General features: G+C 56.9%; 25 protein-coding genes. 18 read left to right on the top strand and 7 right to left on the bottom strand.

The window, feature by feature from the left end; genetic code table 11:
- Positions 1-3 precede the first annotated feature (3 nt).
- The 4 genes from fliK (at position 4) to pgsA (ending at position 4,129) form a co-directional block, all read left to right on the top strand.
- Positions 4-1,131 (top strand): flagellar hook-length control protein FliK, encoded by a 1,128-nt coding sequence (gene fliK / locus IEX44_RS02035; protein WP_188688204.1) that lies wholly within the window; start codon positions 4-6, stop codon positions 1,129-1,131.
- A complete protein-coding gene (locus IEX44_RS02030; protein WP_188688203.1) occupies positions 1,121-1,489 on the top strand; it encodes an EscU/YscU/HrcU family type III secretion system export apparatus switch protein in 369 nt (122 codons plus the stop codon). The genes fliK and IEX44_RS02030 overlap by 11 nt, the downstream gene beginning before the upstream one ends.
- A gap of 63 nt (positions 1,490-1,552) precedes the next feature.
- Positions 1,553-3,403 (top strand): excinuclease ABC subunit UvrC, encoded by a 1,851-nt coding sequence (gene uvrC / locus IEX44_RS02025; RefSeq protein ID WP_188688200.1) that lies wholly within the window; start codon positions 1,553-1,555, stop codon positions 3,401-3,403.
- 156 nt (positions 3,404-3,559) lie between these two features.
- Positions 3,560-4,129 carry a CDP-diacylglycerol--glycerol-3-phosphate 3-phosphatidyltransferase gene (gene pgsA / locus IEX44_RS02020; RefSeq protein ID WP_188688198.1) on the top strand — a complete coding sequence of 190 codons (570 nt, stop codon included), beginning with the start codon at positions 3,560-3,562 and terminating at the stop codon, positions 4,127-4,129.
- Positions 4,130-4,138: 9 nt separating this feature from the next.
- Here the strand turns inward: pgsA and IEX44_RS02015 are convergent, their stop codons facing one another.
- Positions 4,139-4,993: an HD domain-containing phosphohydrolase gene (locus IEX44_RS02015; protein WP_188688195.1), complete on the bottom strand. Its 855-nt coding sequence runs from the start codon at positions 4,991-4,993 to the stop codon at positions 4,139-4,141.
- A 118-nt stretch (positions 4,994-5,111) separates the two neighbouring features.
- Here IEX44_RS02015 and aroF point away from each other — a divergent pair, with 118 nt between their 5' ends.
- From aroF to rfaE1, 12 genes are all read left to right on the top strand, one after another.
- A complete protein-coding gene (aroF, locus tag IEX44_RS02010; protein WP_229678686.1) occupies positions 5,112-6,167 on the top strand; it encodes a 3-deoxy-7-phosphoheptulonate synthase in 1,056 nt (351 codons plus the stop codon).
- 149 nt (positions 6,168-6,316) lie between these two features.
- A complete protein-coding gene (locus tag IEX44_RS02005; RefSeq protein WP_188688190.1) occupies positions 6,317-7,033 on the top strand; it encodes an META and DUF4377 domain-containing protein in 717 nt (238 codons plus the stop codon).
- An 84-nt stretch (positions 7,034-7,117) separates the two neighbouring features.
- Positions 7,118-7,999: a prephenate dehydrogenase gene (locus tag IEX44_RS02000; protein ID WP_188688188.1), complete on the top strand. Its 882-nt coding sequence runs from the start codon at positions 7,118-7,120 to the stop codon at positions 7,997-7,999.
- A gap of 129 nt (positions 8,000-8,128) precedes the next feature.
- Positions 8,129-9,118, top strand: a complete 990-nt coding sequence (gene mgrA / locus IEX44_RS01995; RefSeq protein ID WP_188688186.1) for an L-glyceraldehyde 3-phosphate reductase — start codon at positions 8,129-8,131, stop codon at positions 9,116-9,118.
- Positions 9,118-9,789 carry a (d)CMP kinase gene (gene cmk, locus IEX44_RS01990; protein ID WP_188688184.1) on the top strand — a complete coding sequence of 224 codons (672 nt, stop codon included), beginning with the start codon at positions 9,118-9,120 and terminating at the stop codon, positions 9,787-9,789. The genes mgrA and cmk overlap by 1 nt, the downstream gene beginning before the upstream one ends.
- Before the next feature lie 191 nt (positions 9,790-9,980).
- On the top strand, positions 9,981-11,690 hold the full coding sequence (gene rpsA / locus IEX44_RS01985) for a 30S ribosomal protein S1 (protein WP_188688182.1): 1,710 nt from the start codon (positions 9,981-9,983) through the stop codon (positions 11,688-11,690).
- Between the two features lie 13 nt (positions 11,691-11,703).
- Positions 11,704-11,988, top strand: coding sequence for an integration host factor subunit beta (locus tag IEX44_RS01980; protein ID WP_184097507.1), 285 nt, complete (start codon positions 11,704-11,706; stop codon positions 11,986-11,988).
- Positions 11,989-12,272: 284 nt separating this feature from the next.
- Complete coding sequence (locus IEX44_RS01975) at positions 12,273-12,581, top strand: LapA family protein (RefSeq protein WP_188688180.1); 309 nt, start codon at positions 12,273-12,275, stop codon at positions 12,579-12,581.
- Positions 12,582-12,643: 62 nt separating this feature from the next.
- A complete protein-coding gene (gene lapB, locus IEX44_RS01970; protein ID WP_188688178.1) occupies positions 12,644-13,819 on the top strand; it encodes a lipopolysaccharide assembly protein LapB in 1,176 nt (391 codons plus the stop codon).
- Between the two features lie 100 nt (positions 13,820-13,919).
- Positions 13,920-14,618: an orotidine-5'-phosphate decarboxylase gene (gene pyrF, locus IEX44_RS01965; RefSeq protein ID WP_188688176.1), complete on the top strand. Its 699-nt coding sequence runs from the start codon at positions 13,920-13,922 to the stop codon at positions 14,616-14,618.
- 3 nt (positions 14,619-14,621) lie between these two features.
- Entirely contained in the window at positions 14,622-15,938 is a 1,317-nt protein-coding gene (locus IEX44_RS01960) for a UDP-glucose dehydrogenase family protein (RefSeq protein WP_188688173.1), read from the top strand.
- Entirely contained in the window at positions 15,916-16,881 is a 966-nt protein-coding gene (rfaE1, locus tag IEX44_RS01955; protein ID WP_188688171.1) for a D-glycero-beta-D-manno-heptose-7-phosphate kinase, read from the top strand. Before IEX44_RS01960 ends, rfaE1 begins: the two co-directional genes overlap by 23 nt.
- A 59-nt stretch (positions 16,882-16,940) precedes the next feature.
- On the opposite strand, the gene IEX44_RS01950 is transcribed toward rfaE1, so the two are convergent.
- The 6 genes from IEX44_RS01950 to fdxA all read right to left on the bottom strand — a co-directional run bounded on the left by IEX44_RS01950 (position 16,941) and on the right by fdxA (position 20,804).
- Positions 16,941-18,752, bottom strand: coding sequence for a sensor domain-containing diguanylate cyclase (locus tag IEX44_RS01950; RefSeq protein ID WP_188688169.1), 1,812 nt, complete (start codon positions 18,750-18,752; stop codon positions 16,941-16,943).
- A gap of 182 nt (positions 18,753-18,934) precedes the next feature.
- Positions 18,935-19,384: a 50S ribosomal protein L9 gene (gene rplI, locus IEX44_RS01945; protein WP_188688167.1), complete on the bottom strand. Its 450-nt coding sequence runs from the start codon at positions 19,382-19,384 to the stop codon at positions 18,935-18,937.
- A gap of 16 nt (positions 19,385-19,400) precedes the next feature.
- Entirely contained in the window at positions 19,401-19,628 is a 228-nt protein-coding gene (rpsR, locus tag IEX44_RS01940; protein ID WP_184097521.1) for a 30S ribosomal protein S18, read from the bottom strand.
- Positions 19,629-19,640: 12 nt separating this feature from the next.
- Complete coding sequence (gene priB, locus IEX44_RS01935) at positions 19,641-19,946, bottom strand: primosomal replication protein N (protein ID WP_188688165.1); 306 nt, start codon at positions 19,944-19,946, stop codon at positions 19,641-19,643.
- Positions 19,947-19,970: 24 nt separating this feature from the next.
- Positions 19,971-20,336: a 30S ribosomal protein S6 gene (rpsF, locus tag IEX44_RS01930; protein WP_188688163.1), complete on the bottom strand. Its 366-nt coding sequence runs from the start codon at positions 20,334-20,336 to the stop codon at positions 19,971-19,973.
- A 144-nt stretch (positions 20,337-20,480) separates the two neighbouring features.
- Entirely contained in the window at positions 20,481-20,804 is a 324-nt protein-coding gene (fdxA, locus tag IEX44_RS01925) for a ferredoxin FdxA (RefSeq protein ID WP_188688161.1), read from the bottom strand.
- A gap of 166 nt (positions 20,805-20,970) precedes the next feature.
- Between fdxA and gluQRS the strand changes: the two genes are divergently transcribed.
- Both gluQRS and IEX44_RS01915 read left to right on the top strand, forming a co-directional pair.
- The gene (gene gluQRS / locus IEX44_RS01920) at positions 20,971-21,942 is read left to right on the top strand and encodes a tRNA glutamyl-Q(34) synthetase GluQRS (RefSeq protein WP_188688159.1); all 972 of its coding nucleotides are present in this window, start codon (positions 20,971-20,973) and stop codon (positions 21,940-21,942) included.
- A 254-nt stretch (positions 21,943-22,196) separates the two neighbouring features.
- Positions 22,197-24,923: a motility hub landmark protein FimV gene (locus tag IEX44_RS01915; protein WP_229678786.1), complete on the top strand. Its 2,727-nt coding sequence runs from the start codon at positions 22,197-22,199 to the stop codon at positions 24,921-24,923.

Here is a 24,923-nt window from a genome sequence, read left to right as displayed (position 1 = left end):
CTCATGCTGCCCGGTAACGCAATTGTCACCCTGCAGGCACTCCTCCTCAATAATTCCACGCAAACGCCAGAGGCCAGGCCGGATCTGGGGGCGCTATTTACGCAAGGTGAGCGCGTCTCCGCCACCGTGATCGGGGCGCTGGGTAATGGCCGGTTTGCCGTACAGATCAATAACCAGTTGCTTGATCTGAATCTACCCGCTGGTGCCACGGCGGGTGAAAAACTGGATCTCTCGGTCATTGCCAATCGGCCCACGCTGACCTTTGCGTTATCCACGGCGACCTCGCCAGACTATCACCCCGGCGTTTCAACCGAACTCTCCAGTGGTGCACGTTATCTGTCTGATTTGCTTGGCAGTGGCAACAAGGCCGGCACGACGGCGCAAACTACCCGGGCCGGTGCGACTGCGCCACTGTTTGAAGGCGCACCCAATGCGGCTGATCTGGCCGGCAAACTGGCGCAAACCCTTGATCAATCCGGTCTGTTTTATGAGTCACACCAGGCGCAGTGGGTAGATGGTCAACGCAGCTTGCAAGCCCTGCAGCAAGAGCCACAAGCCCGCCTGGCGCAGCAGCAAACGCCAGCTCAGACGGCCACAACGCAGGCAGAGGGCAAGCCCCCATCCACGCTGATCAAAGACCTGACCGGTCCGGATGTGGCCAGCCTCAAAGCAGCCAGCAGTGCAGCAGATAACCGGCCGGATTTATCGGCCGCCAACATGAATCATCTGACGGGTACACCGGACCAGCAGGCCGCGCTGGCAGGTCTGGTGCAGCGGCAACTGGATGCCATTGATCGGCAGGCGATCCTGTGGCAAGGCCAGGCCTGGCCTGGCCAGCAAATGCAGTGGAGCGTGCAGGCGGATGATCAAGGCCGCAACGCGGCATATGCGGACCCCGCAGATCGTCAGTGGCGGACGACATTGAATCTGGATATGCCTCACCTGGGCCACGTGGCGATCAGCGCCGTGTTATATCAAGGGCAGTTCAATTTGCAATTCAAAGCATCGCCGGAAGCGATCAAACAATTACAGTCGGCCCAAAGCGCACTGGATAACCAGTTCGAAGGTGCGGGTCTTGATCTGGCTTCCGTCGCTTTTGCCAGTGTGAAGGAGCCCGCTGATGGCCAGTAAGCCTGACGCCCGCGCGCGCGCCGTCGCCCTGGCCTATACCGAAGGTTCCACACCGCGCGTGGTGGCGACCGGTAAGGGATTGGTGGCGCAAGCCATCATCGAGAAAGCCCGTGAGGCTGGTGTGTTTGTGCATCAATCGCCGGAGCTGGTCTCTTTGTTGTCGCAGCTTGATCTGGATGACCATATCCCGGCCTCTCTGTACCGCGCGGTGGCCGAATTGCTGGCGTTTGTGTATCTGGTCGAGCAAGGAAACGACGTGGCCGCGCCTGTGTTTTCATTGCCCCCGCCAGAGGCACCGGCCGATACCGCAACGGATGCGGCCTCTGGCGAACCTGCTGCGATTGCACGGCAGCCCTGATCGACGCGTCAACCGGGGCAGTCGTTGCTAGAATGACGCCTTGTTTTTGTTTCAATGGCCGCCATGTCTGATCCCGCAATGAATCCTGAAAGCCTGGAAGCGCGCAGTGAGCGTTTGCTGGCCGTCGTCAAGGCACTTCCCAATCTGCCCGGCGTGTACCGCATGCTGGCGCAGGACGGTACGGTGCTGTACGTCGGCAAGGCCATTAGCCTGAAGCGGCGGGTGGGATCGTATTTCCAGAAAAATGATCACAGCCCACGCATCAAGCTGATGCTGACCCAGGTGGATCGCATTGAAACCACGGTTGTGCGTTCAGAAGCCGAAGCGCTGGTGCTGGAAAACAATCTGATCAAGGCTTTGGGACCGCGTTACAACATTCTGTTTCGCGATGACAAAAGCTATCCGTATCTGGTTGTCACTGGCCACAAAAGCCCGCGCCTGGCGTACTACCGTGGCACGCTGGACAAGCGTAATCAGTACTTTGGGCCTTTCCCGAACGGCTACGTGGTGAAAGAAAGCATCCAGATGCTGCAGAAGGTCTTCAAACTGCGCACCTGTGAAGACAGCGTGTACGCCAACCGCTCGCGGCCCTGTTTGCTGTATCAGATCAAACGCTGCTCGGCACCTTGTGTGGATCACATTACGCCCGAGGATTACCGCCGCGACGTACACAACGCGGTGTTGTTTCTCAACGGTCAGGCCAATGAGCTGTTGAAGGAACTCGAAGTGCGCATGGCCGCGGCGTCTGAGGCCTGGAATTTTGAGGCCGCCGCCAGCGTGCGCGACCAGATCCAGGCACTGGCCCGCATACAGGAAAAGCAGTTTGTCTCCAGTAATACCAGTGAACTGGACGCAGATATCGTCGCTGCCGTCGTGAAAGAAGGCGCTGTATGCCTGAATCTGGCCATGGTGCGCGGTGGCCGTCATGTGGGCGACAAGAACCTGTTTCCCACCAATGCGGCGGATTACGACGAAGCCGAGGCACTTGAGGCCTTCCTGGCTCAGCATTATCTGGACCGCAACGTGCCGCCCGTCGTGATCTGTACGCCCGCGCCGGCCAACGCAGAATTGCTGACCCAATTGTTGAGCGATCAAGCCGGCCGCAAGGTCATCATCAATAGCAACCCGAATGGCGAGCGCCGTGTGTGGCTTGAAATGGCACGCAAGAATGCAGAGCTGGCGATTACCCAGCGCAATACGCACTCTGCTAGCCAGGCGGGCCGCTTGCAGGCATTGATCGATGCGCTGGATCTGCCGGATGAAACGCAGCGGATCGAATGCTTTGATATCTCCCACACCATGGGCGAAGCCACCGTGGCGTCTTGCGTGGTATTCGATGACGGCGATATTCAGCCGGGCCAGTATCGCCGCTATAACATCAATGGCATTACGCCGGGTGACGATTACGCGGCCATGCGCCAGGTGCTGACCCGCCGTTACGGCAAGATCGCCGCGGGCGAGGGCAAAGTACCGGACGTGGTGTTGATTGATGGTGGGAAAGGACAATTGGCCATGGCTGAACAAGTCATGGAAGAAGTCGGCCTCACTCAGCCGATCTTGATCGGCGTGGCCAAGGGTGAAACACGCAAGGCGGGTCTGGAACAGCTGATTTTTGCGACCACGCATGAAAGTGTACAACTGCCGCGTGATCACGCCGGTTTGCATCTGGTGCAGCAGATTCGGGACGAATCGCACCGCTTTGCCATTACCGGCCATCGTGCCAAGCGTGCCAAGGCGCGGGTGGCGTCCAGTCTGGAAGAGATTGAAGGCATTGGCCCCAAGCGTCGCCAGAAACTGCTGGCGCGGTTCGGCGGGTTGCAAGGCGTAAAGGCGGCAAGTGTGGATGACTTGATCCAGGTGGAAGGCATCAACCGCGATCTGGCAGAGAAAATTTACGGCGCACTGCGCGGATAGCTTGCCAGCCTGCGTAGTATTGAATGGCGCGAGGCCAGATTCAGGGTCAAGCTTGCACTGACAGTCGCACCGAGGCGACGCCCATAGTGTAAGGTTTCGCCCCGAAAGCCGTGCACCTGTTAGAATGCTGACTTTTATGCGATCTGGCCATCCGCAATGCCTTTCAACTTGCCGATTTTCCTGACCTGGTTACGTGTAGCAGCCATTCCGGTGTTTGTCGGTTTGTTCTATCTGCCTGATTCCGTCATCTCCATGCCCATGAAGAACATGACGGGGGCGATCATCTTTGCGGTGGCGGCGCTCACAGACTGGTTTGACGGCTTCCTGGCCCGGCGCTGGAATCAAACCTCTTCTTTTGGCGCATTTCTTGATCCGGTCGCTGACAAACTGATGGTCGCTGCCGCTTTGATTCTGCTGGTCGAACTCATGCGTGCGCCCTCGTGGTTGGCCGTGATCATCATCGGTCGTGAGATCACCATTTCTGCGCTGCGTGAATGGATGGCCCAACTGGGCAAGTCCAAGAGTGTGGCGGTGGCCTATATCGGCAAGCTCAAAACAACGGCCCAGATGGTCGCCATCCTTCTCTTGCTGTGGCAAAGCAACTTTATTCCAGGCCTCTCTACTCAGACTGTAGGTACCGCCGCGTTGTATATCGCAGGCCTGTTGACCATTGTGTCGATGTTCTACTACTTGCGCGTCGCAGCAGAGCAGTTCCGTAGCGCTTGATCCTGTCAGCTAGCCGCTAACCCGAACCGATTCGCCCAACGCGGTACGTATGGTGTGTGCCATGGCGCGTACGAGGTCCGGGTCCAGTTGCAGCGGCGGGGACACTTCTTTGTCTGGCAGCGGCACCAGCATCCAGTCCTCATGATTGCCCACCACCTTGATGCGCGTACGACAGGCCGGGCAAGCGACAATGTCGCCACTGCGGGTTCTGCGTGGCACTGCAATGATGGGGCCGCAACTGGGGCAGCTTTGCAATCGCACGCCCGGCTCTGAGTGGCCCACAATTTCATCAAACACGCCGGTTCGTCCCATTTCGATAAACCGCTCGCCCAGTACGCGGTCAAATTGGGTGTCGAGCTTGCTCTGGATAATGTCCAGTGCAGCATTGATCGGCATTCCCCTGCGGTACGGACGCGTCGACGTCATGGCGTCAAAGGCATCGGCAATGCCGACGATACCGGCTGCGAGCGGAATGTCTTCGCCCGCTAGCCCTTGCGGATAACCCTTGCCGTCGGGCGTTTCGTGATGCTTGAGTACCGCGTCTATCGCCAGATAGGCCAGCGGATGATTACCCAGTAGCCGGGCGCCGGTTTGCGGATGTGTGCGGATGGTGGCGTATTCTTCATCCGTCAGCGGGCCGGGTTTATGCAAAATGGTATCTGGAATGCCAATCTTGCCCAGATCATGCAAAAAACCGCCCAGCGTAATCTGGGCGACGGCTTCTGGTGGTAGCCCGAGGTCTTGTGCCATCAGATAAGACAATTGTGAAACGCGCCAGAGGTGTCCGCCGGTATAAGGGTCGCGGGCTTCTACCAAAGAGGCCATGGTAAACAGACTATTAAGCAGGTGGGCGACAAGGTCCATACTGAGGTGGCAGCCTTTTCAGGGTATTTGTTAAATGTAGATGAATAGCGCTGGTCAGTTGGTCGGCCTTCAAGCGTATTTATGACAACAAAATTGCTCGCCTGCCGAATTACAATTGATGCCTCGCAAGCAGAACGGCATTGCACGGAAGAAACTGATGATTATCGTGATGAATACAGGCGCGACTGAAGCGCAAATCCAGGGCGTCATTGCCGAGATCCATAAAGCCGGATTGCGTGAACATCTTTCACGCGGGGCCGAATTAACCTTGATCGGCGCCATTGGCGACGAAGACAAACTGGATGCCGCCCACCTGGAAATCCTGCCCGGTGTGGCGCGCGTCAACCGTATTACCAAGCCATACAAGATTGTTTCGCGCGATACGCACCCGGCGGGCTCGGTGATCCGCGTGCGTGGTATTCCCATTGGTGGGGAGCAGATTCAAGTCATTGGTGGCCCATGTTCGGTTGAAACACCAGAGCAAATGGCTCTTTCTGCCCAAGCGGTCGCCGCTGCTGGTTGCCGCATGATGCGTGGTGGTGCATTCAAACCGCGTACCAGTCCATATACCTTTCAGGGTTTGGGCGTACAAGGCCTGGAATATTTGCAACAAGCCGCACGCCAGCACAATTTGCCCATCGTCACCGAATTGATGGACGTGCGCATGCTCGACACCTTTATGGAGTACGACGTCGACGTCATCCAGATTGGCGCTCGCAATATGCAGAACTTTGATCTGCTCAAGGAAGTAGGGCGCGTCAACAAACCGGTCATCCTCAAGCGCGGGCTGTCTGCCACGGTATCCGAATGGTTAATGTCTGCTGAATACATTGCCGCTGGCGGCAATCACAACATCATTTTCTGCGAGCGCGGTATTCGCACGTTTGAAACGGCTTATCGCAATGTGCTGGATGTCACGGCTATTCCGGTCCTTAAACGCGAAACCCATCTACCCGTCATTGTTGATCCCAGTCATGCCGGTGGCAAAGCATGGATGGTGCCTGCCCTGGCGCAAGCCGCTGTGGCCGCTGGTGCTGACGGTCTGTTGATCGAAATGCACCCGAACCCCTGTGAGGCGTGGTGTGATGCTGACCAGGCGCTGACTCCGGAAGAACTCAACACCCTGATGAAAACGCTGGGCGCAATCGCAGTGGCGGTAGGACGGCGTCTGTAACCGGAACCGGAAAAAACAGATATCTCCGGTTAGCCAACACAAAGGCGCCGTAAAAACGTGTATCCGGGTAAAATTCCCGCCAATGTCATAAAACCTGCGTGTATTCCTGTGGTCGCACAGGTTTATCGATAAAAACAGGAGTTCACGTCATGCGCATCCGTGCTTTTTTTCAGGCCACTTTCCTGGCTGGCTTGTTTGCTGTGACTGCGGTCTGTGCACAAGCCAGATCGTTGCTGGATGGTGAGTACCAGTTGCAATCCTGGCGCGTGGCTGGACAAACGCAGACTGAACAGTCCCAAAAACCGGTGACGCTAAAGATTGATGGCAACCATGTCAGCGGATTTTCTGGCTGCAACCGTTTTATGGGGCAAATCCAGACGTTGAATGGTCTGAAGATCGGCCCATTGGCGGGCACACGCATGGCCTGTCTGGATGCAAATGTGGGCATCAAAGAGAGCGATGTACTCAAACTGCTGGATACAGCACATTACTACGAACTTGATACAGCGGGGCATCTGACCTTCACCACGCCGAACGACGATCTACTGGTGTTCGCTCGGACCGATGGCAAGGGGCAACCCGCAGTCAGTGCACCGGCGGCGCCCGGTGGTGAACGTGTAATTCAGGTCGCGCCGGACACAAAGACGTGCTCTGCAGGCGCGGGCCAGATGCAATGCTTGCAAGTGCGGGACGCCGCGGATCAACCCTGGACGCTCCTGTATGGCGGCATTGATGGCTTTGAGTATCAACCAGGTACCTTGTATACCTTGCGAATCAAGGAAACACCCGTTGATAACCCACCAGCGGACGGCTCAGGCATCAAGCGTAGCCTCGTCCGCGTGCTGACCACGCTGGTGATGCAATAAGCACTTTTTGGGGCGTCTACGGACGGCCTTAACGATCAAATACACAGGGCCGGTAAGGCCGCGAACTGGGAACGGGACATCTGCATGAGTGGCGTGCGCAAGCTGGTACTGCTGGGAACGGGTTTGATCGGCGGCTCGTTCGCCCTGGCGCTGAAGCGTGCACGGCTGGTGCAGCAAGTTGTTGGCGTGGGGCGCAGCGCAGCCAACCTGGAGCGCGCGCTTGATCTGAATGTGATCGACGACGCTTCTCATGATGCGGCAACCGCGGTGCAGGGGGCTGATCTAGTGCTGTTGGGTACGCCAGTCGGGCAGATGGGTGCTCTGATGCAAGCCATCGCACCGCATCTGGCGCCAGACTGCATCGTGACCGACGGTGGCTCAACCAAGCAGGATGTGGCCGCGTTGTTTCGCCAGCATTTGCCCCGGCATCTCTCTTGTTGCGTACCAGGGCATCCGATTGCCGGGTCTGATCTTTCCGGTGCGGCTGCCGCACAATATGGCTTGTTTGAAGGCCGTCGTGTCGTGCTGACGCCTTTTGCCGAAACTGCCCAAAATGCCCTGGAGCAGGTGCAGACCTTATGGCAGCAATGTGGCGCGCGGGTGTATACCATGAGCCCTGAGCAGCACGACGGCATTTTTGCCGCCGTCAGCCACGTGCCGCACTTGCTGGCGTTTGCTTATATGAACGCCGTGCTGGCCAAGTCTGACGCGCAACCCTGTCTTGATTTTGCTGCCACGGGATTTCGCGACTTCACCCGGATTGCAGGTTCGCACCCGGAAATGTGGCGGGATATTGCTGTGGCAAATCGTGAGGCCATCCTTGCCGATCTCAAATCCTGCGCCAGCCAGTTGCAGCATGTTATTGCATTGGTCGAGGCAGGTAATACAGAGGGTATGGAGGACTACTTCGCGACGGCCAGTCGCGCGCGTGTTGCCTGGGGTCAGCGTCACAACCAGGCAAAATGACGTTTGTAATATGGATGGGCCGGGTAGGGCTACCGGCAAGAAAACGCCTGCGTTTGCAGGCGATTTTCGTTGGGGCTACGTGCGGTCACCGCACACCAGAAAAGAACCACTAAAAAACAGGACACTCACATGACTTATGTTGCAAATCCGGCGCGCTATGACCGCATGCCGTATCGCCGCTGCGGTAAAAGCGGCCTGAAGCTGCCCGCCGTGGCACTGGGCCTGTGGCACAACTTTGGCGACAACAAGGCGTACGACAACTCCCGCCAGATGGTGCTGGAGTCGTTCGATGCCGGTATCACCCACTTTGACCTGGCGAATAACTATGGTCCGCCCCCAGGCTCGGCAGAATCCACGTTTGGCCGCGTACTGGCGACAGATCTGAAGGCCTACCGCGATGAGTTGATCATCTCTACCAAGGCCGGCTGGCAAATGTGGGATGGCCCGTACGGTGATTTCGGCAGCCGCAAGTACCTGATGTCCAGTCTTGATCAAAGCCTGCAACGCATGGGCCTTGATTATGTGGATATCTTCTATTCGCACCGCCCTGATCCGGAAACTCCGATCGAAGAAACCATGGGTGCACTGGATGCCATCGTGCGCCAGGGCAAGGCGCTGTACGTGGGTATCTCTTCGTACTCGGCCGAGCAAACCCGTGAAGCCGCCCGTGTACTGAAAGAACTGGGTACGCCTTGCCTGATTCACCAGCCGTCGTACTCCATGTTTGATCGCTGGATTGAAGATGGTCTGACTGATGTGCTGAACGAAGAAGGTATCGGTTCGATCGCTTTCTGCCCGTTGGCGCAAGGCCTGTTGACCAGCCGCTACCTGAATGGCGTGCCGGCTGATTCGCGCGCGGCTGACAGCGGCAACCCGTTCCTGACTGTGGATAAGGTTGACCTGCGCCTGGCGCAAGTGAAGAAGCTGAACGAGATCGCCGTTGCGCGCGGTCAAACGCTGGCGCAAATGTCGCTGGCATGGGCATTGCGTACTGTGACCACCGTGATCATTGGTGCCAGCCGCGTTGAGCAAATCCATGAAAACCTGGGTGCGATCGACAACCTGGCATTCAGTGCTGACGAACTCGCTCGTATCGAAAGCATTCTGGCGGGTAAGTAATGCATAGTTTGCTCGTACCGGTTATTGCAGTAGACGGGCCTTCCGCTTCGGGTAAGGGGACTGTGGCGCAGCGCGTTGCCGCTGCCCTCGGTTTTCATTATCTGGATTCTGGCGCGCTGTACCGCCTTGCTGCTTTGGCTGCTGCCCGCGCCGGCGTGCCGTGGGATGACGAAAACGGCGTCGCGAATGTCGCGCAGACACTTGATGTCAAGTTTGATGGTGAACACATCCTGTTGTGTGATAGCGAAGTCAGCACCGCCATTCGCACCGAGTCCATTGGTGTGGGGGCTTCCAAAGTGGCGGCTTTGCCGCAGGTACGAGCCGCTTTGCTGGAACGCCAGCGAGCCTTTGCGCAAGTCCCCGGCCTGGTGGCCGACGGTCGTGACATGGGTTCGGTGGTGTTCCCGCAGGCACCGCTCAAAGTCTTTCTGACTGCCAGTGCAGGAGTGCGTGCCGAGCGTCGCTACAAGCAATTGCTGGCACGCGGCGAAGAAGCAGATCTGACCGCCATTACCGCAGATCTGCACGCACGCGATGAGCGTGACCGTGCGCGCAGCGTGGCCCCGCTCAAGCAATTGCCAGACGCCCATTTACTCGATACCTCAGCCATGGATATCGAGGCTGCCGTGCAGCAGATTCTGGGCTGGTGGCAAGCGGCAAATCGTCGCTAAATGCTTGATCGGCTTGGCAGAATCCTGTAGTATCGCAAGTTCAGCGTGGTGGATGGCATGACCATGTCATTCGCCGTGTTGCTTTCGCATTTGCGAAAAACCCATGGCTGGTGCGCGCAAAGCACCCCGGCCTCTGTTTAACTAACCCCCCTTTGGGCGTCAGCCTGAAGATGCTGGAACCTTTCATTCACATGACCACTGCAACCTTTAACGACTCGATGGAAAGCTTTGCCGCGCTTTTCGAAGAAAGCCTCACGCGCCAGGAAATGCGCGCTGGTGAAGTAATTACCGCTGAAGTCGTCGGTATTGACAATAACTTCGTGACCGTGAATGCCGGTCTGAAGTCGGAATCCCTGATTCCGCTGGAAGAATTCAAGAACGATAACGGCGAAGTCGAAGTCAAGGTTGGCGACTTCGTTCCCGTCGCTATCGACAGCCTGGAAAACGGCTACGGTGAAACCAAGCTCTCCCGCGAAAAGGCCAAGCGCCTGGCCGCCTGGATCGAGCTGGAAGACACCCTGGAGAAGGGCCTGGTCATGACCGGCGTGATCTCCGGCAAGGTCAAGGGCGGTCTGACTGTGATGGTCAACGGCCTGCGCGCGTTCCTGCCGGGCTCCCTGGTAGACATCCGCCCGGTCAAGGACACCACCCCGTTCGAAGGCAAGCAAATCGAATTCAAGGTGATCAAGCTCGATCGCAAGCGCAACAACGTGGTTGTTTCGCGTCGCGCCGTGCTGGAAGAGTCCCTGGGCGAAGAGCGTCAGAAGCTCCTCGAAACCCTGCGCGAAGGCGCTGTGGTCAAGGGTATCGTCAAGAACATCACCGACTACGGTGCGTTCGTGGATCTGGGCGGTATCGACGGCCTGCTGCACATCACCGACCTGGCATGGCGTCGTGTGAAGCACCCGTCCGAAGTGCTGGCAGTTGGCGATGAAGTTGAAGCCAAGGTGCTGAAGTTCGATCAAGAGAAGAACCGCGTGTCCCTGGGTCTGAAGCAACTGGGCGAAGATCCGTGGGTGGGCCTGTCCCGTCGCTACCCGCAAGGCACCCGTCTGTTCGGCAAGGTAACCAACCTGACCGACTACGGCGCATTTGTGGAAATCGAACAAGGCATCGAAGGCCTGGTTCACGTGTCCGAAATGGATTGGACCAACAAGAACGTTCATCCGTCCAAGGTTGTTGCTCTGGGCGACGAAGTCGAAGTGATGATCCTGGATATCGACGAAGAGAAGCGTCGTATCAGCCTGGGCATGAAGCAATGCATGGCTAATCCGTGGGATGAGTTTGCTGAAAACTTCAAGAAGGGTGACAAGCTCAAGGGCGCGATCAAGTCGATTACCGACTTCGGCGTGTTCGTTGGCCTGCCGGGCGGTATCGACGGCCTGGTTCACCTGTCCGACCTGTCCTGGAACGTTGCTGGCGAAGAAGCCGTTCGCAACTTCAAGAAGGGCGACGAAGTGGAAGCCGTTGTTCTGTCCATCGACGTGGACAAGGAACGCATCTCCCTGGGTATCAAGCAACTGGAAGGTGATCCGTTCAACAACTACGTGGGTTCCAGCGACAAGGGCGCCATCGTCAAGGGTACTGTGAAGTCCCTGGATGCCAAGGGTGCCGTGATCGGTCTGACCGAAGAAGTTGAAGGCTACCTGCGTGCAACTGAAGTCTCCCGCGATCGCGTGGAAGACATCCGTTCCGTGCTGAAGGAAGGCGACGAAGTCGAAGCCATGATCATCAACGTTGATCGCAAGAACCGTTCGATCAACCTGTCGATCAAGGCCAAGGACATGGGCGACGAGAAGGACGCAATGAGCCGTCTGTCCAATACCGCTGACGCTGGCAATGCCGGCACCACCAGCCTGGGCGCACTGCTGAAGGCCAAGCTGTCTGGTTCCAACGAATAAGGAACAAGGCAGCATGACGAAGTCCGAACTCATCTCGAAGCTCACCATGCGCTATCCGCAACTGGTGACGAAAGATGCTGAGTTGGCCGTCAAAACCATTCTCGATGCGATGGGCAAGAGCCTGGCTCAAGGCCAGCGCATCGAGATCCGCGGTTTTGGCAGCTTTGACCTCAATTACCGCCCACCGCGGGTGGGGCGCAATCCGAAATCCGGCACGCGTGTCGAGGTTCCGGAAAAGTTCGTGCCGCACTTCAAGGCTGGCAAGGAATTGCGCGAGCGTGTAGACGAGCTCCTGTGATGTCCTGGCTTTAATGGCCCGCAATAGAAAACGGCTCCTTTGGGAGCCGTTTTTTTACGTAGATTCGCCGCGAATACGAATCTGGAAAAAAGCCGATGTAGCCCCAATCTGGACTGCTACATTCGTATTTGGACGCCGTCAGGCAGCGAAAAGGTTTTATGGTGATGTAGCGGCAAAGATCGTGCTACTTGCCTGAAACAAATGCACGGAAATTCCTGACATGGCCCCCATGCCTGAATCGGCTACAATACCGCCATAAATACTCCGGATAGCGTGGAATAAAGATGCGATATGTTTACGGGCTTATCAAGCTGATCGTGTTCGTGGTCTTGCTGGGTTTCGCCATGCGCAATGGGGATGCCACTTCTCTGCATTTCTTTGCCGGGTACGAATGGACCGCGCCACTGTCCATGATCCTGCTGGTGTTCTTCGTCGCTGGCGTGGCCTTGGGGTTGCTCGCCTCACTGACGCGTGTTGTGCGTATGCGCCGTGAACTTGTCAGCTTGCGCAAAGAGTTGCGCGCACGTAGCAACATCGCGCCCGTTGCCACGGCGGAGGCGGTCGCAGTAGAGCCGCCGCGCGACATGCTCTAAGTTGTACAGTTTCATTTCAAGAATAATGATAATGCCGGCTCGTACTGGCCAGGTTAAGTCCAATGGTTGATTCACAATACTGGTGGTTGATTGCATTCCCTGCTTTCTTTGGCCTTGGCTGGCTGGCGGCTCGCATCGACATCAAGCACGTTCTTTCCGAAACGCGTTCCTTGCCTGCTGCGTACTTCAAAGGCCTGAACTACTTGCTCAACGGCGAAACAAACCGCGCCGTGGATGTGTACGTTGAAGTTGCCCGTCATCATGCAGAAACCGTTGAGCTGCAATTTACGCTGGGCCACTTGTTCCGCCGTCGCGGTGAACTGGAGCGTGCGATCCGCATGCACCAAAAGCTGCTTGCCCGGCCAGAACTCAACGATGCACAACGTCAGCAGGCCCAGTTTGAACTGGCGCAAGATTTTATGGCAGCCGGTCTGTATGACCGCGCAGAAGCCATCCTGACCGAACTGCAGCACACCGATTACGCCCGTCAGGCCCGCACCGAACTTCTAGGTGTGTACCAGCAGGAAAAAGCCTGGCGTAAAGCGATCGAGATTGCCCAGCAATTGCGCGATGACAGCCACACCTATCAGCATGAAATTGCCCAGTTCCATTGCGAACTGGCCGAGCAAGCCATGGCACGCTCACAGCCTGAAGAGGCCCGCGGTGAACTGGAGGCTGCATTGGTAGCGAATCGCCAATGCGCTCGCGCCCGTTCGCTGCAGGGTGAGTTGGCAATCCAGGCGGGTAATCCGGCAGAGGCGATTGAATACTGGCTGGCGATTGAATCCCAGGATCCGCACTACCTGGCGCTGGTGGCCCGACCCTTGCTGGCCGCCTATGACTCCACCGGGCGTGCTGACGAAGGTACCAATCTTCTGGTGCGCCTCCTGAGCCAGTATCCGGATCTGGATGTGCTGGAGCTGATCTACGAGCGCATGATGTCCAAAAACGGCATGGATGAGGCGTATGCCTTTGTGCGTGAGCGTTTGCGCAATCATCCGACCATGCCGGGTTTGCGCCGTGTTCTGGAAACCCATCTACTGATCGCGCCGGATGATCAAAAATCCGATCTGGAAATTATTGTTAAATTGCTCAATGAGGCCACTCGAGAGCAATCCATGTATTACTGCAGCCATTGTGGTTTCAAGGCCCGGCAATATTTTTGGCATTGCCCGGCCTGCACAAGCTGGGAATCGTTTGCGCCTGTGCGAGGTAAACGCAACCGTAATTCGCAATAAGGATTATTGGCCGGAGCGGGCGGCGCCTGGTGGCGCATGGTCTGCCGGCCATGATCTCGTTATTTGCTATTAGAAACACCCATATCAAAGACAGGAACCCATGTCTCAAGACCCAAGAATCGTTGTAGCGCTGGATTACGCGGATGCGGCTTCCGCTTTTGCCTTTGCCGATCGCGTAACCCCGGAACAATGTCGCCTGAAGGTGGGCAAAGAGCTTTTCACCAGTGCCGGTCCGACGGTGGTGGAGGGGTTGGTCAAGCGCGGTTTTGACGTATTCCTGGACCTCAAGTTTCACGATATCCCCAATACCGTGGCGCAAGCCTGCAAGGTTGCTGCACAGATGGGGGTATGGATGGTCAACGTGCACGCCTCGGGCGGGCGCAAAATGATGGAAACCACGCGGGAAGCGCTGGAAGCACTTCCCCAGCGCCCGCTCCTTATTGCGGTCACCGTGCTGACCAGTATGGATGCCGCGCAGCTGGCTGAAATTGGTCTGCCGGAACCGCAGGTGCAGGTGGCGCGTCTGGCTCGACTGACCAGAGATAGTGGCCTGGATGGCGTGGTCTGTTCGGCTCAGGAAGCGGCCATGCTCAAAACAGCGTGCGGTGCGCAATTCAAGCTGGTTACCCCGGGTATCCGGCCGGCCGATGCAGCCGCCGATGACCAGAGCCGTGTCATGACGCCCGTTGCTGCCATTGCTGCCGGGGCAGATTATCTCGTCATGGGGCGTCCGATTACGCAAAGCAAAGATCCATTTGCGACGCTGCAACAATTCAATCAACAAATCAAGGAAGCCTGATTCATGAAAATCACAGTGGTAGGTACCGGCTATGTTGGCCTGGTCACGGGGGCTTGCCTTGCTGAGTACGGCAATGACGTGGTGTGTCTGGATCTTGACCAACGCAAGATCGACATGCTGCGCGCTGGCGGCATCCCCATTTTTGAACCGGGTCTCGATGATATCGTGGCCCGCAACGTGCAAGCAGGACGCTTGCGCTTCACGACCGACATCAATGAATCGGTCGCGCACGGCACCGTACAGTTCATCGCGGTGGGCACGCCGCCTGATGAAGATGGTTCTGCTGACTTGCAGTACGTTCTGGCAGCAGCCCGCAACATTGGCCGTGCAATGACTGAATACAAAGTCATTGTCGACAAATCGACAGTGCCGGTTGGCACTGCAGACAAGGTCAAGGCTGCTGTCGCTGAAGAACTGGAAAAGCGTGGCGCCAGTATCGAGTTCTCGGTGGCCTCCAATCCTGAGTTTCTCAAAGAGGGCGCTGCAATTGAAGACTTCATGCGTCCGGATCGTATCGTGGTCGGCGCTGAAGATGACCGCGCCATCCGCATCATGCGCACCATTTATCAGCCGTTCCAGCGCAATCATGAGCGTATGCTTGTTATGGATATCCGCTCTGCCGAACTGACCAAATACGCCGCGAACGCGATGCTGGCCACGCGTATTTCGTTCATGAACGAACTGGCGAACCTGGCAGAAAAACTCGGCGCTGATATTGAGTTGGTGCGCAAGGGTATTGGCTCTGACCCTCGTATTGGCTACAGCTTTTTGTATCCAGGTGCCGGTTATGGTGGCTCCTGCTTCCCCAAGGATGTGAAGGCGCTGTGCAAGACGGCCAACGAGTACGGCATGACGCTGAAAGTGCTTGAGGCTGTCGAAGAAGTGAACGACACCCAGAAGAGCCTGCTGGTCAAGAAGGTGACCCAGCGCTTTGGTGAAGACCTCAAGGGCCGTCACTTTGCTATTTGGGGTCTGGCATTCAAGCCCAAAACCGATGACATGCGTGAAGCCCCGAGCCTGGTCGTGATTGACGGCCTGCTGGCGCGCGGTGCGACAGTGAGCGCATTTGACCCGGTCGCCATGCATGAAGCCCAGCGTATCCTTGGTGACAAGGTCAATTACGGCAAGACACTGATGGATGTGCTGGATAATGCCGACGCATTGTTGATTGTCACCGAGTGGAAGGAATTCCAGGTGCCTGATTTTGGTGCTATCAAAGCGCGCCTGAAGCAGCCGCTGGTGATCGACGGTCGTAATCTGTTCGACCCTGCCATTGTTCGTGACAACGGATTTGAATATGACGCAATCGGTCGTCTCTGATTCAGCGGTAGACCAGGCAGACCTGCGTGAGGCCATGCGCCACGCGCGGGTGCTGGTTGTGGGCGATGTCATGCTGGACCGTTACTGGTTTGGTGACGTAAAGCGTATTTCACCCGAGGCACCCGTCCCGGTGGCGCATATCCGCAAAACGGAAGAGCGCGCCGGTGGTGCGGCAAACGTCGCGCGCAATATCGCCGCACTGGGTGGGAAGGCTACGTTGCTTGGCGTAGTGGGGCAGGATGAGGCAGGGGAGACGCTGGAACGCCTGATGCACGAAGATGGCGTCAGCACCTCGCTTTATCGTGATCCGAACATCGCCACTACCGTGAAGTTGCGTGTTCTGGCCAGACAACAACAATTACTGCGCATTGATTTTGAAGAATCGCCTGGCTATGAAATTCTGGCATCCAAGCTGGATGATTTCTGCCGGATGCTGCCCGACCACGATGTGGTTATCTTGTCCGATTACGGCAAAGGTGGCTTGCATCATGTGTTCGACATGATTGCGGCGGCGCGCAATGCGGGCAAGCCGGTGTTGATCGACCCGAAGGGGGATGATTATTCGCGCTATCGCGGCGCCACATTGCTGACACCTAATCGGTCCGAATTCCGGCAAGTGGCTGGCGAATGGCGGGACGAGGCTGATCTGGTGGCCAAGGCGCAATCCATGCGCGAGCACCTTGATCTTGATGCGCTCCTGGTGACGCGTAGCGAAGAGGGTATGACCCTGTTCCGTAAACAGGGCGTAGCCCATATGCCTACGGTAGCGCGAGAGGTATTTGATGTTTCCGGCGCTGGCGATACCGTCATCGGTACACTGGGTTTGATGCTGGCTGCAGGACAGGATTTGCCGGATGCCATGCTGTGGGCTAATCGTGCCGCAGGCATTGTTGTCGGCAAGCTCGGCACCGCAGTTTGTAATCCGGATGAACTGTTTGTCTGATTGCTGTTGATTGTCGGTGCAAACAAAAAGGACGGCTTCTGCCGTCCTTTTTGTTGGGTTCACACGGTAGCGCCGGGGCCAGTCTCTGAGGGCATCGGGGATTCCACTTCTACACGGTTTTTGCCGGCCTTTTTGGCGCGGTACATGGCTGCGTCAGCGCGATCAATGGCCTTGTTGCCAGGCTCTCCTTGCTGCAGCAACGTTACACCTGCGCTGAACGTGATCAGCACCTTCTCGTTGTTGTGCAGGAAGAAGCGGCGGGTGAGTTCGCGCTGCAATCGCATCATGGCCAGAGCGGCCTCCTGCAACGGTGTATCGGGAAGGAGCAGTACAAATTCCTCGCCGCCATACCGCGCAATGCGATCAGTAGGGCGCAGCAACGCCTTCACGACGGCGACCAGGTGAATCAACGCCTTGTCTCCAGCGCTATGCCCTCTGGTGTCGTTCAGTCGTTTGAAGTCATCCAGATCGAGGAGGACCAGCGCCAGAGGGTTACCGCTGCGTTGGGCGCGGGCGGTTTCGATCAGGATGCTTTCTTCCAGGCCGCGGCGGTTCAATGCGCCGGTGAGTTGATCTTCACGGATTTTCTCACTCACCGCGCGTAATTCGCCTTCCAGTTGATTGACGCGCGACTGTGCCTCTTCTGCTTGTGCACGTGCCTGAAGAAGTTCATCCCGAGTGCGCACGACATCCAGTTGCATGGAGCGTGTGTCCTGGGTCAAATTGTCCAGAACGGTCTTCAGGTCGGCCAGATTGTTGCTGCGTTCAATCTGATCGCTATACAGGCTGATACGAGATTGATATTGGTCGGTGCTGTCGGCGATGGTGCCCAGGCGATCAATGAACGACGTCAACACTGATTTGAGTGAAGTTTGTGCTTCACGCAGACCCTGTTTGAGTACGCTCTGTTTGTAGATCACTTCTTTCAGCCCGGCTTCGGCATCGTAAATCAGCCGCATGTCCAGTGGCTGCGACATGATGTTCTGGATCACCGCGATCTGACCATGGACCCATTCTTCATCGACGATGATTTCACTGATGTTATCGGTCAGCAAACGCAGCAGATTCAGCAGGCCATCACACAGGCGCTCTTCTTGATCATTGGTGAGTTCAAGCTTGATCCAGAATTTTTTTAGCCGCGGAATAAACTTGCGCAGGTCGTTTTCGGTCTGCACGCCTTCGGCTTCACGCGCCAGAGCAGATGCATCAATGGCGAGGTCCGGGTAGTGCGTCAGGCGAGCTGCCAGCCCCAGATCCAGTGCCTGCGCCAGTGACTCGCGCCATTCTTCCCAATGGCCGAGGCTGGTTTCTCCGCTCGTTGGCGTAATCTCTGCTGCTATGGCGCCAGCAGGCAGGATTTCTTCAACAGCTTCGGAGGTTGAGTTTGTTTCGGACCATGCCCGTACGAGCCCGTCCAGCTTTTCATTCAATGCAGCTGGATCATTGCCAAAATGGATCAGGACTTTCTCAAAAGAATCCTGTTTGCGCGTTGAAGGGTAAGCCGGATTGCGCAGATCCCATTGGCGGATAAACTCACGCAACAGTTCTGCCCAGCTGCGGCTGAGCCGGGTCTGGCCGCCTTGTAAATCGACGCAGCGAAAAATCAGTTCAGGTGCGCGTTCCCAATCGCCAGCGCGGATCGCACGCTTGAACTGATCCAGGTTGCGCAATAGTTCGGGTGACTGTCGTGGCAGTTCGGCGATGCGTGCTTCCAGTAGACGCGCTAGCGGGTGCAGGCGCTGCTCTTCGGGCGTGCCTGCAATGCTGTGATAAATCTCTTCGTAGTGATCGGGTGTTGGAGCAATCCGGCGAATGGCAAGCTGCTTGAGCGTTTCCCGGGCAACATCGGTTGGATTGATACTGGAGCTCATGCGGGTGCTGTCCTTGGGTGCCGGGGCGCAGATAAGGGTCTCATTATAATGAGCGGCGCCAGGTTTGGTGCGCCTCATATGTGACCAATCCACAGAATGGTACAAGTGGGCGACAGACGCAAAAAAAGGGAAGCCTCAGCTTCCCTTTTTTTATGCTGTTCCCACCGGAGCGGGCAAGCAGATTACTGCTCAGCGACGACCAGAACCTTGACGTCAACCACAACATCGTGGTGCAGCGCCAGGGAAACGTCGTATTCGCCGATTGCCTTGAAGGCGCCGTTCGGCAGACGTACTTCGAACTTCTTGACCGGATGGCCAGCAGCGGTGAACGCTTCGGCGATGTCGGCATTGCCAACGGAACCGAACAGACGGCCGTCAACACCAGCCTTCTGGGCGATGGTCACGGAAGCGTCTTGCAGCTTCTCGGCACGGGCTTGAGCGCCAACCAGGATTTCGGCTTGTGCCTTTTCCAGGTCAGCACGGCGTGCTTCAAAGTCTTTCAGGTTGGCTTCAGTCGCACGCTTGGCTTTGCCTTGCGGGATCAGGAAGTTGCGGGCGAAACCGTCTTTAACCTTGACCACATCACCCAGGTTACCCAGGTTAGCTACTTTTTCGAGCAGAATGATTTGCATGTTCTAATTCCCCGACTTAGTGCAGGTCGGTGTACGGCAGCAGCGCGAGCAGACGAGCGCGCTTGATGGCAGCCGACAGTTGACGTTGGTACTTGGCCTTGGTGCCAGTGATGCGGGCCGGGATGATCTTGCCGTTTTCAGCAATGAAATCTTTCAGGAGCGCGATGTCCTTGTAGTCGATTTCCTTGATGCCTTCGGCGGTAAAGCGGCAGAATTTCTTCCGCTTGAAGAGATGGCGAGACATGGTATCTATCCTTTAATTCAACAATTCGTACTGTTCGATATGCAACACGAGCCGGCGACGGAACTTTTGTCCCATGCTGACCAGAAATCCAGCCACTTTGAGTTCCTGACCAATTTGCAATTTACTTAACGCTTGTGCGACCGGGCCAGTGGCCCTTGCCGGTGCTTCCAGCGTAACTCGCCTTGGCACTTCGTTTTCCAGCTGTTCCGATTCATGCAGGAGAACAAACTCCAGAACCGGTATGCCAGCAGGGGTGACGCGTAAAGCCTGCAATTCGATCAGGGTTCCATAAAGCAGAACCCGGTTGCTTTTCGTCACGTCGTTGTAGGCAAAAGTGCCGGCTTAGACAGCCTGGCCTTCTTGTGCCGGAGCGGCCAACGACTTGGACTTCTCTTCCTTCATCATCGGGGAAGGTTCAGTCACTGCGTGTTCCATCTTGGTCGTCAGATGGCGCAGTACGGCGTCGTTGAACTTGAAGGCATGTTCGAGTTCGTCCAGGGTTTCCTGAGCGATTTCAACGTTCAGCAGAACGTAGTGAGCCTTGTGGATCTTCTGGATCGGGTAAGCCAGTTGGCGGCGGCCCCAGTCTTCCAGACGATGGATCGTGCCGTTACCGGTTGCGATCAGTGCTTTGTAGCGCTCGATCATTGCGGGCACTTGCTCGCTTTGATCCGGGTGCACGATGAATACAATTTCATAGTGTCGCATGTGTGCTCCTTGCGGTTTATAACAGCCTGCCAGGTGCGACGCCGGTCAGGCAAGGGGTGAACTCGCAACTATAAACGAAAAACCCGGCGTAACGCAAGCTGCGCCGCCGGGTTGCTGGCTGTTCAGCGTATTTTGATACGCAGATCAGCGCTCGATCTGATCGAACTTGCCGGTCACGCCAGCCCACGTTTCGTGGTCCGGCAACGGGTCTTTCTTTTCAACGATCGGTGTCCAGCTCTTGGACAGCTCGGCGTTCAGGGCAATGAAGTCCTGCATGTCTGCAGGTACGTCATCTTCGGCGTAGATCGCCTCTACCGGGCATTCGGCCACGCAAAGGGTGCAGTCGATGCACTCGTCCGGATCAATCACCAGAAAATTCGGGCCTTCGCGAAAGCAGTCAACCGGGCAGACGTCTACACAGTCGGTGTACTTGCACTTCACACAGGCGTCGGTGACAACATAGGTCATGGCGTTTCCTTTTAGAGATCGGAGCGGGTAGGCAATCGGTTTCGGTGCGCTTTGCGGACCGGGTGGTGATATAAACTGTCACCATTTTATAACAAGCAGCGCTCAGGCAGAACTATTCCGATGTATTTGCTTCGGTCCTGGTGAGCGTCCATTGTGTTGTATGACGATGAAATCTGTTGAAAATCCGGCTTCTGCAGTTGCTCACGCATTGACTGACAAAACTGCAACGCGTTATCGCGGGCGTTTCGCCCCCAGCCCAACAGGCGTGCTGCACGCCGGCTCATTGCTGGCGGCGATGGCCAGTTATCTGGATGCGCGCGCGGCAGATGGGGAATGGCGGGTGCGCATGGAAGATCTGGATCGGCCACGCTGCATATCCGGCGCAGCCGACGAGATTTTACGGCAACTGGAAAGTTGGGGCATGCATTGGGATGGCGAGGTGATTTACCAAAGCCAGCGCGATGCGCATTATGACCTCGCGATGCAGCAATTGCAGCACACCGGCCTTGTCTACCCGTGTTCCTGTACCCGACGCGAGATTGCCAGTGTGGCGCATGCCGGCGTGGATGGGCCGGTCTATCCGGGCACTTGCCGGCATGGGCTTAAATCCGGAGGGCAGGCCCGGGCCTGGCGCATCAATACGGAAGAAATTGCACCGGTTTGCTATACCGATCGGATACAAGGACTGCAGTGTCAGTCGCTGCCGAACGATGTTGGCGATTTTGTATTGAAGCGCGCCGACGGATTGTTTGCCTATCAATTGGCAGTGGTCGTCGATGACGCGTTGCAGGGAATAACTCATATCGTGCGCGGCGCTGATCTGCTTGATTCGACCCCCCGTCAGCGATATTTGCAGACTTTACTTAATTACCCGTCTCCTGAATATGCGCATATTCCGGTGCTGGTCAATTCGGCCGGCGAAAAGTTAAGCAAGCAGACGCAGGCACCTGCGGTTGTGGCGGAAAAAAATCCGGTGCCGGTATTGTGGCGTGCTCTCGGGTTGCTGGGTCAGCAACCGGACAAGACGCTGCTTGATGCATCCCGGGATGAATTCTGGGTTTGGGCGGTGGCCAATTGGAAATTATCCGCAGTGTCGGTTGGACGGGGCATTCAGACCGATGATCGGCAGTACGGGTAAATCATCTGTTGTCTGAAAAATAACAATCCACTTTTTAAATTTGACAATTCTTATTGAATTCGCGATTTTTCGCATAATCCACAACATATAATCGATGTAACCGTTGGGTCGCCTTGCGCTTTTTTGGGCGTGAGTGTTATGTTCGCGACCCGGAATTCGTGAAATTGCCGACACATGTCAGGTGTCGGTTTACGTGAAAGAAATTGGGGGAAGCTGTGCCTATCAAACCTGGAGTCAAAGCCTGCGTGCTGGCAATGATGCTTGCAGCGCCGTGGAGTGTTCATGCGGCGGGGCTGGGACGTTTGAATGTCTTGTCCGGTCTTGGACAGCCGTTCCGCGGGGAAATCGATCTGGTTGCCGTGCAACCGGAAGAGGCTGATTCACTGGTCGTGAGCCTGGCTCCGCCTGATGCCTATGGCGCTGCACAAGTGCCGTACCCTTCGTCCTCGCTGGGTCTGCGTTTCAATATCGACAAGCGCCCCAATGGTCAGTACTTCGTTACCATTACCTCCAGTCAGGCTGTCAGTGAGCCTGTACTTGAGTTGCTGGTCGACTTGAACTGGGCCTCTGGCCGCATTCAGCGCGAATATACAGCGCTGATCGATCCGGTCGGTTATGGCAACAACACGAATAACGTGAATGCAGCGGGTAGCACAGCGCCACGTGCTTTGCCTGGCGCCATCACACCGGCCCGTCCGGTTGCTGCACCGTCCGCGCGTCGCGGGCACAAGGGTCGTACTGCGACTGCGTCGGCACCAGCCGCCCAGGCCACAGAAAAAGCGGCTACTGCAGCACCGGCCCCTTCTGCGGGTGCGCAGGCGGGCGTGGATAGCTACACGGTCAAGTCCGGCGACACGCTTTCCAGTATTGCGCATCAGGTCCAGCCTGATGGTGTGAGTCTGGATCAGGTGCTGGTCGCGCTGTACCGCAATAACAGCGATGCCTTCAACGGCAATATGAATCGCCTGAAGCGCGGCAAGATCCTGCAGATTCCATCTGCCGATCAGATGAATCAGCTTTCTCGTGCGGAAGCTTCGAAGGAAATCCATCTGCAGTCGCAGAACTGGCATTCCTATCGTCAGAAGGTCGCCGAAAATGCTGCCGCCAATCCGGCGGAAGAAACAGCGCAGAATCAGGGTGCCAGCGGCAAGATTGGTGCCAAGGTTGAAGACAAGGGCGCCACGTCCGGTCAGTCGAACAAGGACGTGCTGAAACTTTCCAATGGCGCCAAAGCGGGTAATGCTGGCACCGGTGGCAGCAACGAAGAAGACAAGATCGGCCATGACAAAGCGCTCAAAGATGCGCAAGGTCGTGTCGATGCACTGCAAAAGAATGTGAAGGACATGAAGGGGCTGCTGGCTATGCAGGGCAAGGCTGCCTCGCAAGCTGCGACGCCAACGCCGGCTCCAACTCCGGCTCCGGTTGTGGCTGCTTCTGCTGCCGCATCTGCGCCTGTTGCGGCGGTTGTTGCTTCTGAAGCCAGTGCCGTAGCCAGTGAGCCCGCCGCTGCGCGGGTTGCTGCCAGCAAGCCGCGTCACCACGTTGTGCCGGTTGCTCCGGCTCCGGCCCCAGAGCCATCTTTCTTTGATTCGCTGATGGACAACCCGCTGATCCCGGGCGCAGGCCTTCTGGTGCTGTTGCTGGGTGCTGGCGCGTTTGTTTACAACCGCCGTCGCAAAAAACCGGCTGCGTTTGATGACAGCATCATCACTGGCGGCGACCTGAAGCCAAATACCGTTCTTGGTCAGACTGGCGGTGCCGTGATCAGCACGCAACCGACCGAGAATTCATTCCTGACTGATTTTAGCCGCCAGGGCTTGGGCACCATCGATACCGACGAGGTGGATCCAATTGCTGAGGCTGAGGTGTACATGGCCTATGGCCGTGACGCCCAGGCGGAGGAAATTCTCAAGGACGCGCTCGCTAAAGACCCATCCCGCAACGAGATTCGCCTGAAGCTGCTGGAAATCCACGCAGCCCGCAAGGATAAAACTTCGTTTGAGGAAATCGCTTCCGAGCTGTACGCCACTCAAAATGGTCGTGGCCCGGTGTGGGAGCAAGCGGCTTATATCGGTCACAATCTTGATCCGGAAAACCCGTTGTATCTGCGGACCGAAAGTGCCGCACGTGCTGCTGAAAACCATGCTCCAGCTGTAAGTGGTGGCGCGGTGGCTGGTATTGCGGCGGCGGGTGCTGCGGTGGCTGGTCTGGCCGCAGCAGAAGCCGTACATCATCATGAACAGCCGAAAGACGATCTGGATTTTGACCTGGGTCTTGACGCTGCCGCACCGGCTCCGGCTGTGCAACCTGCGGCTGAACCCGCACCGATGATTGATCCGCTGGCTGACCTGGATATGGGGCTGGACACACCAGCGCCGGCACCCGTCGTAGCACCGGTCGAAGCTGCGCCGGCTCATGAAGATCTGGCTTCGTCGCTGGATTTTGATCTGGATTCGTTCGATGCCCCGGCCACGTCCAGTCATGCTGGTCCGGTTGAGTCAGCGGTTTCGGGTCTGGATATCGCCCACAATGAACTGGATGATCTGAGCTTTCCGCCGGAAGCCGCTGCGGATGAAAGCCTGAGTGCTTCTCTGCCTGAGATGTCCGGCACGGATCTCGATCTGGATCTGCCTGCGCTGGAAGCGGATGCTCCAGCAGCAGCGACGCCTGTTGCAGAGCCGGCGGATGATCTGGGTCTCGATTTCAGTTTTGATCTGAACGAATCGGCCGCTGAACCTGCAACGGGCGCAGAGGCTGAAATCCATGATCTGGATACGTCGTTCGGCGAACTGTCTTCTGGCGATGCTGAATCCAGCGCAGATTTCGGCGCGGACGATCCGGTGCAAACCAAGATCGACCTGGCTCGTGCTTACATCGACATGGGTGATATCGAGGGTGCCCGGGAGATTCTGCATGAAGCCGAGGTTGAAGGCAGTGCGCAACAGAAACAGGAAATCCGCGGTCTGTTGAATGGGTTGTAA

It is taken from the genome of Silvimonas amylolytica (assembly GCF_014645555.1).
GTDB classification, from domain to species: domain Bacteria; phylum Pseudomonadota; class Gammaproteobacteria; order Burkholderiales; family Chitinibacteraceae; genus Silvimonas; species Silvimonas amylolytica.
Note: the sequence above shows the minus strand (reverse complement) of the source record. Positions and strands in the feature narration are given on the sequence as shown.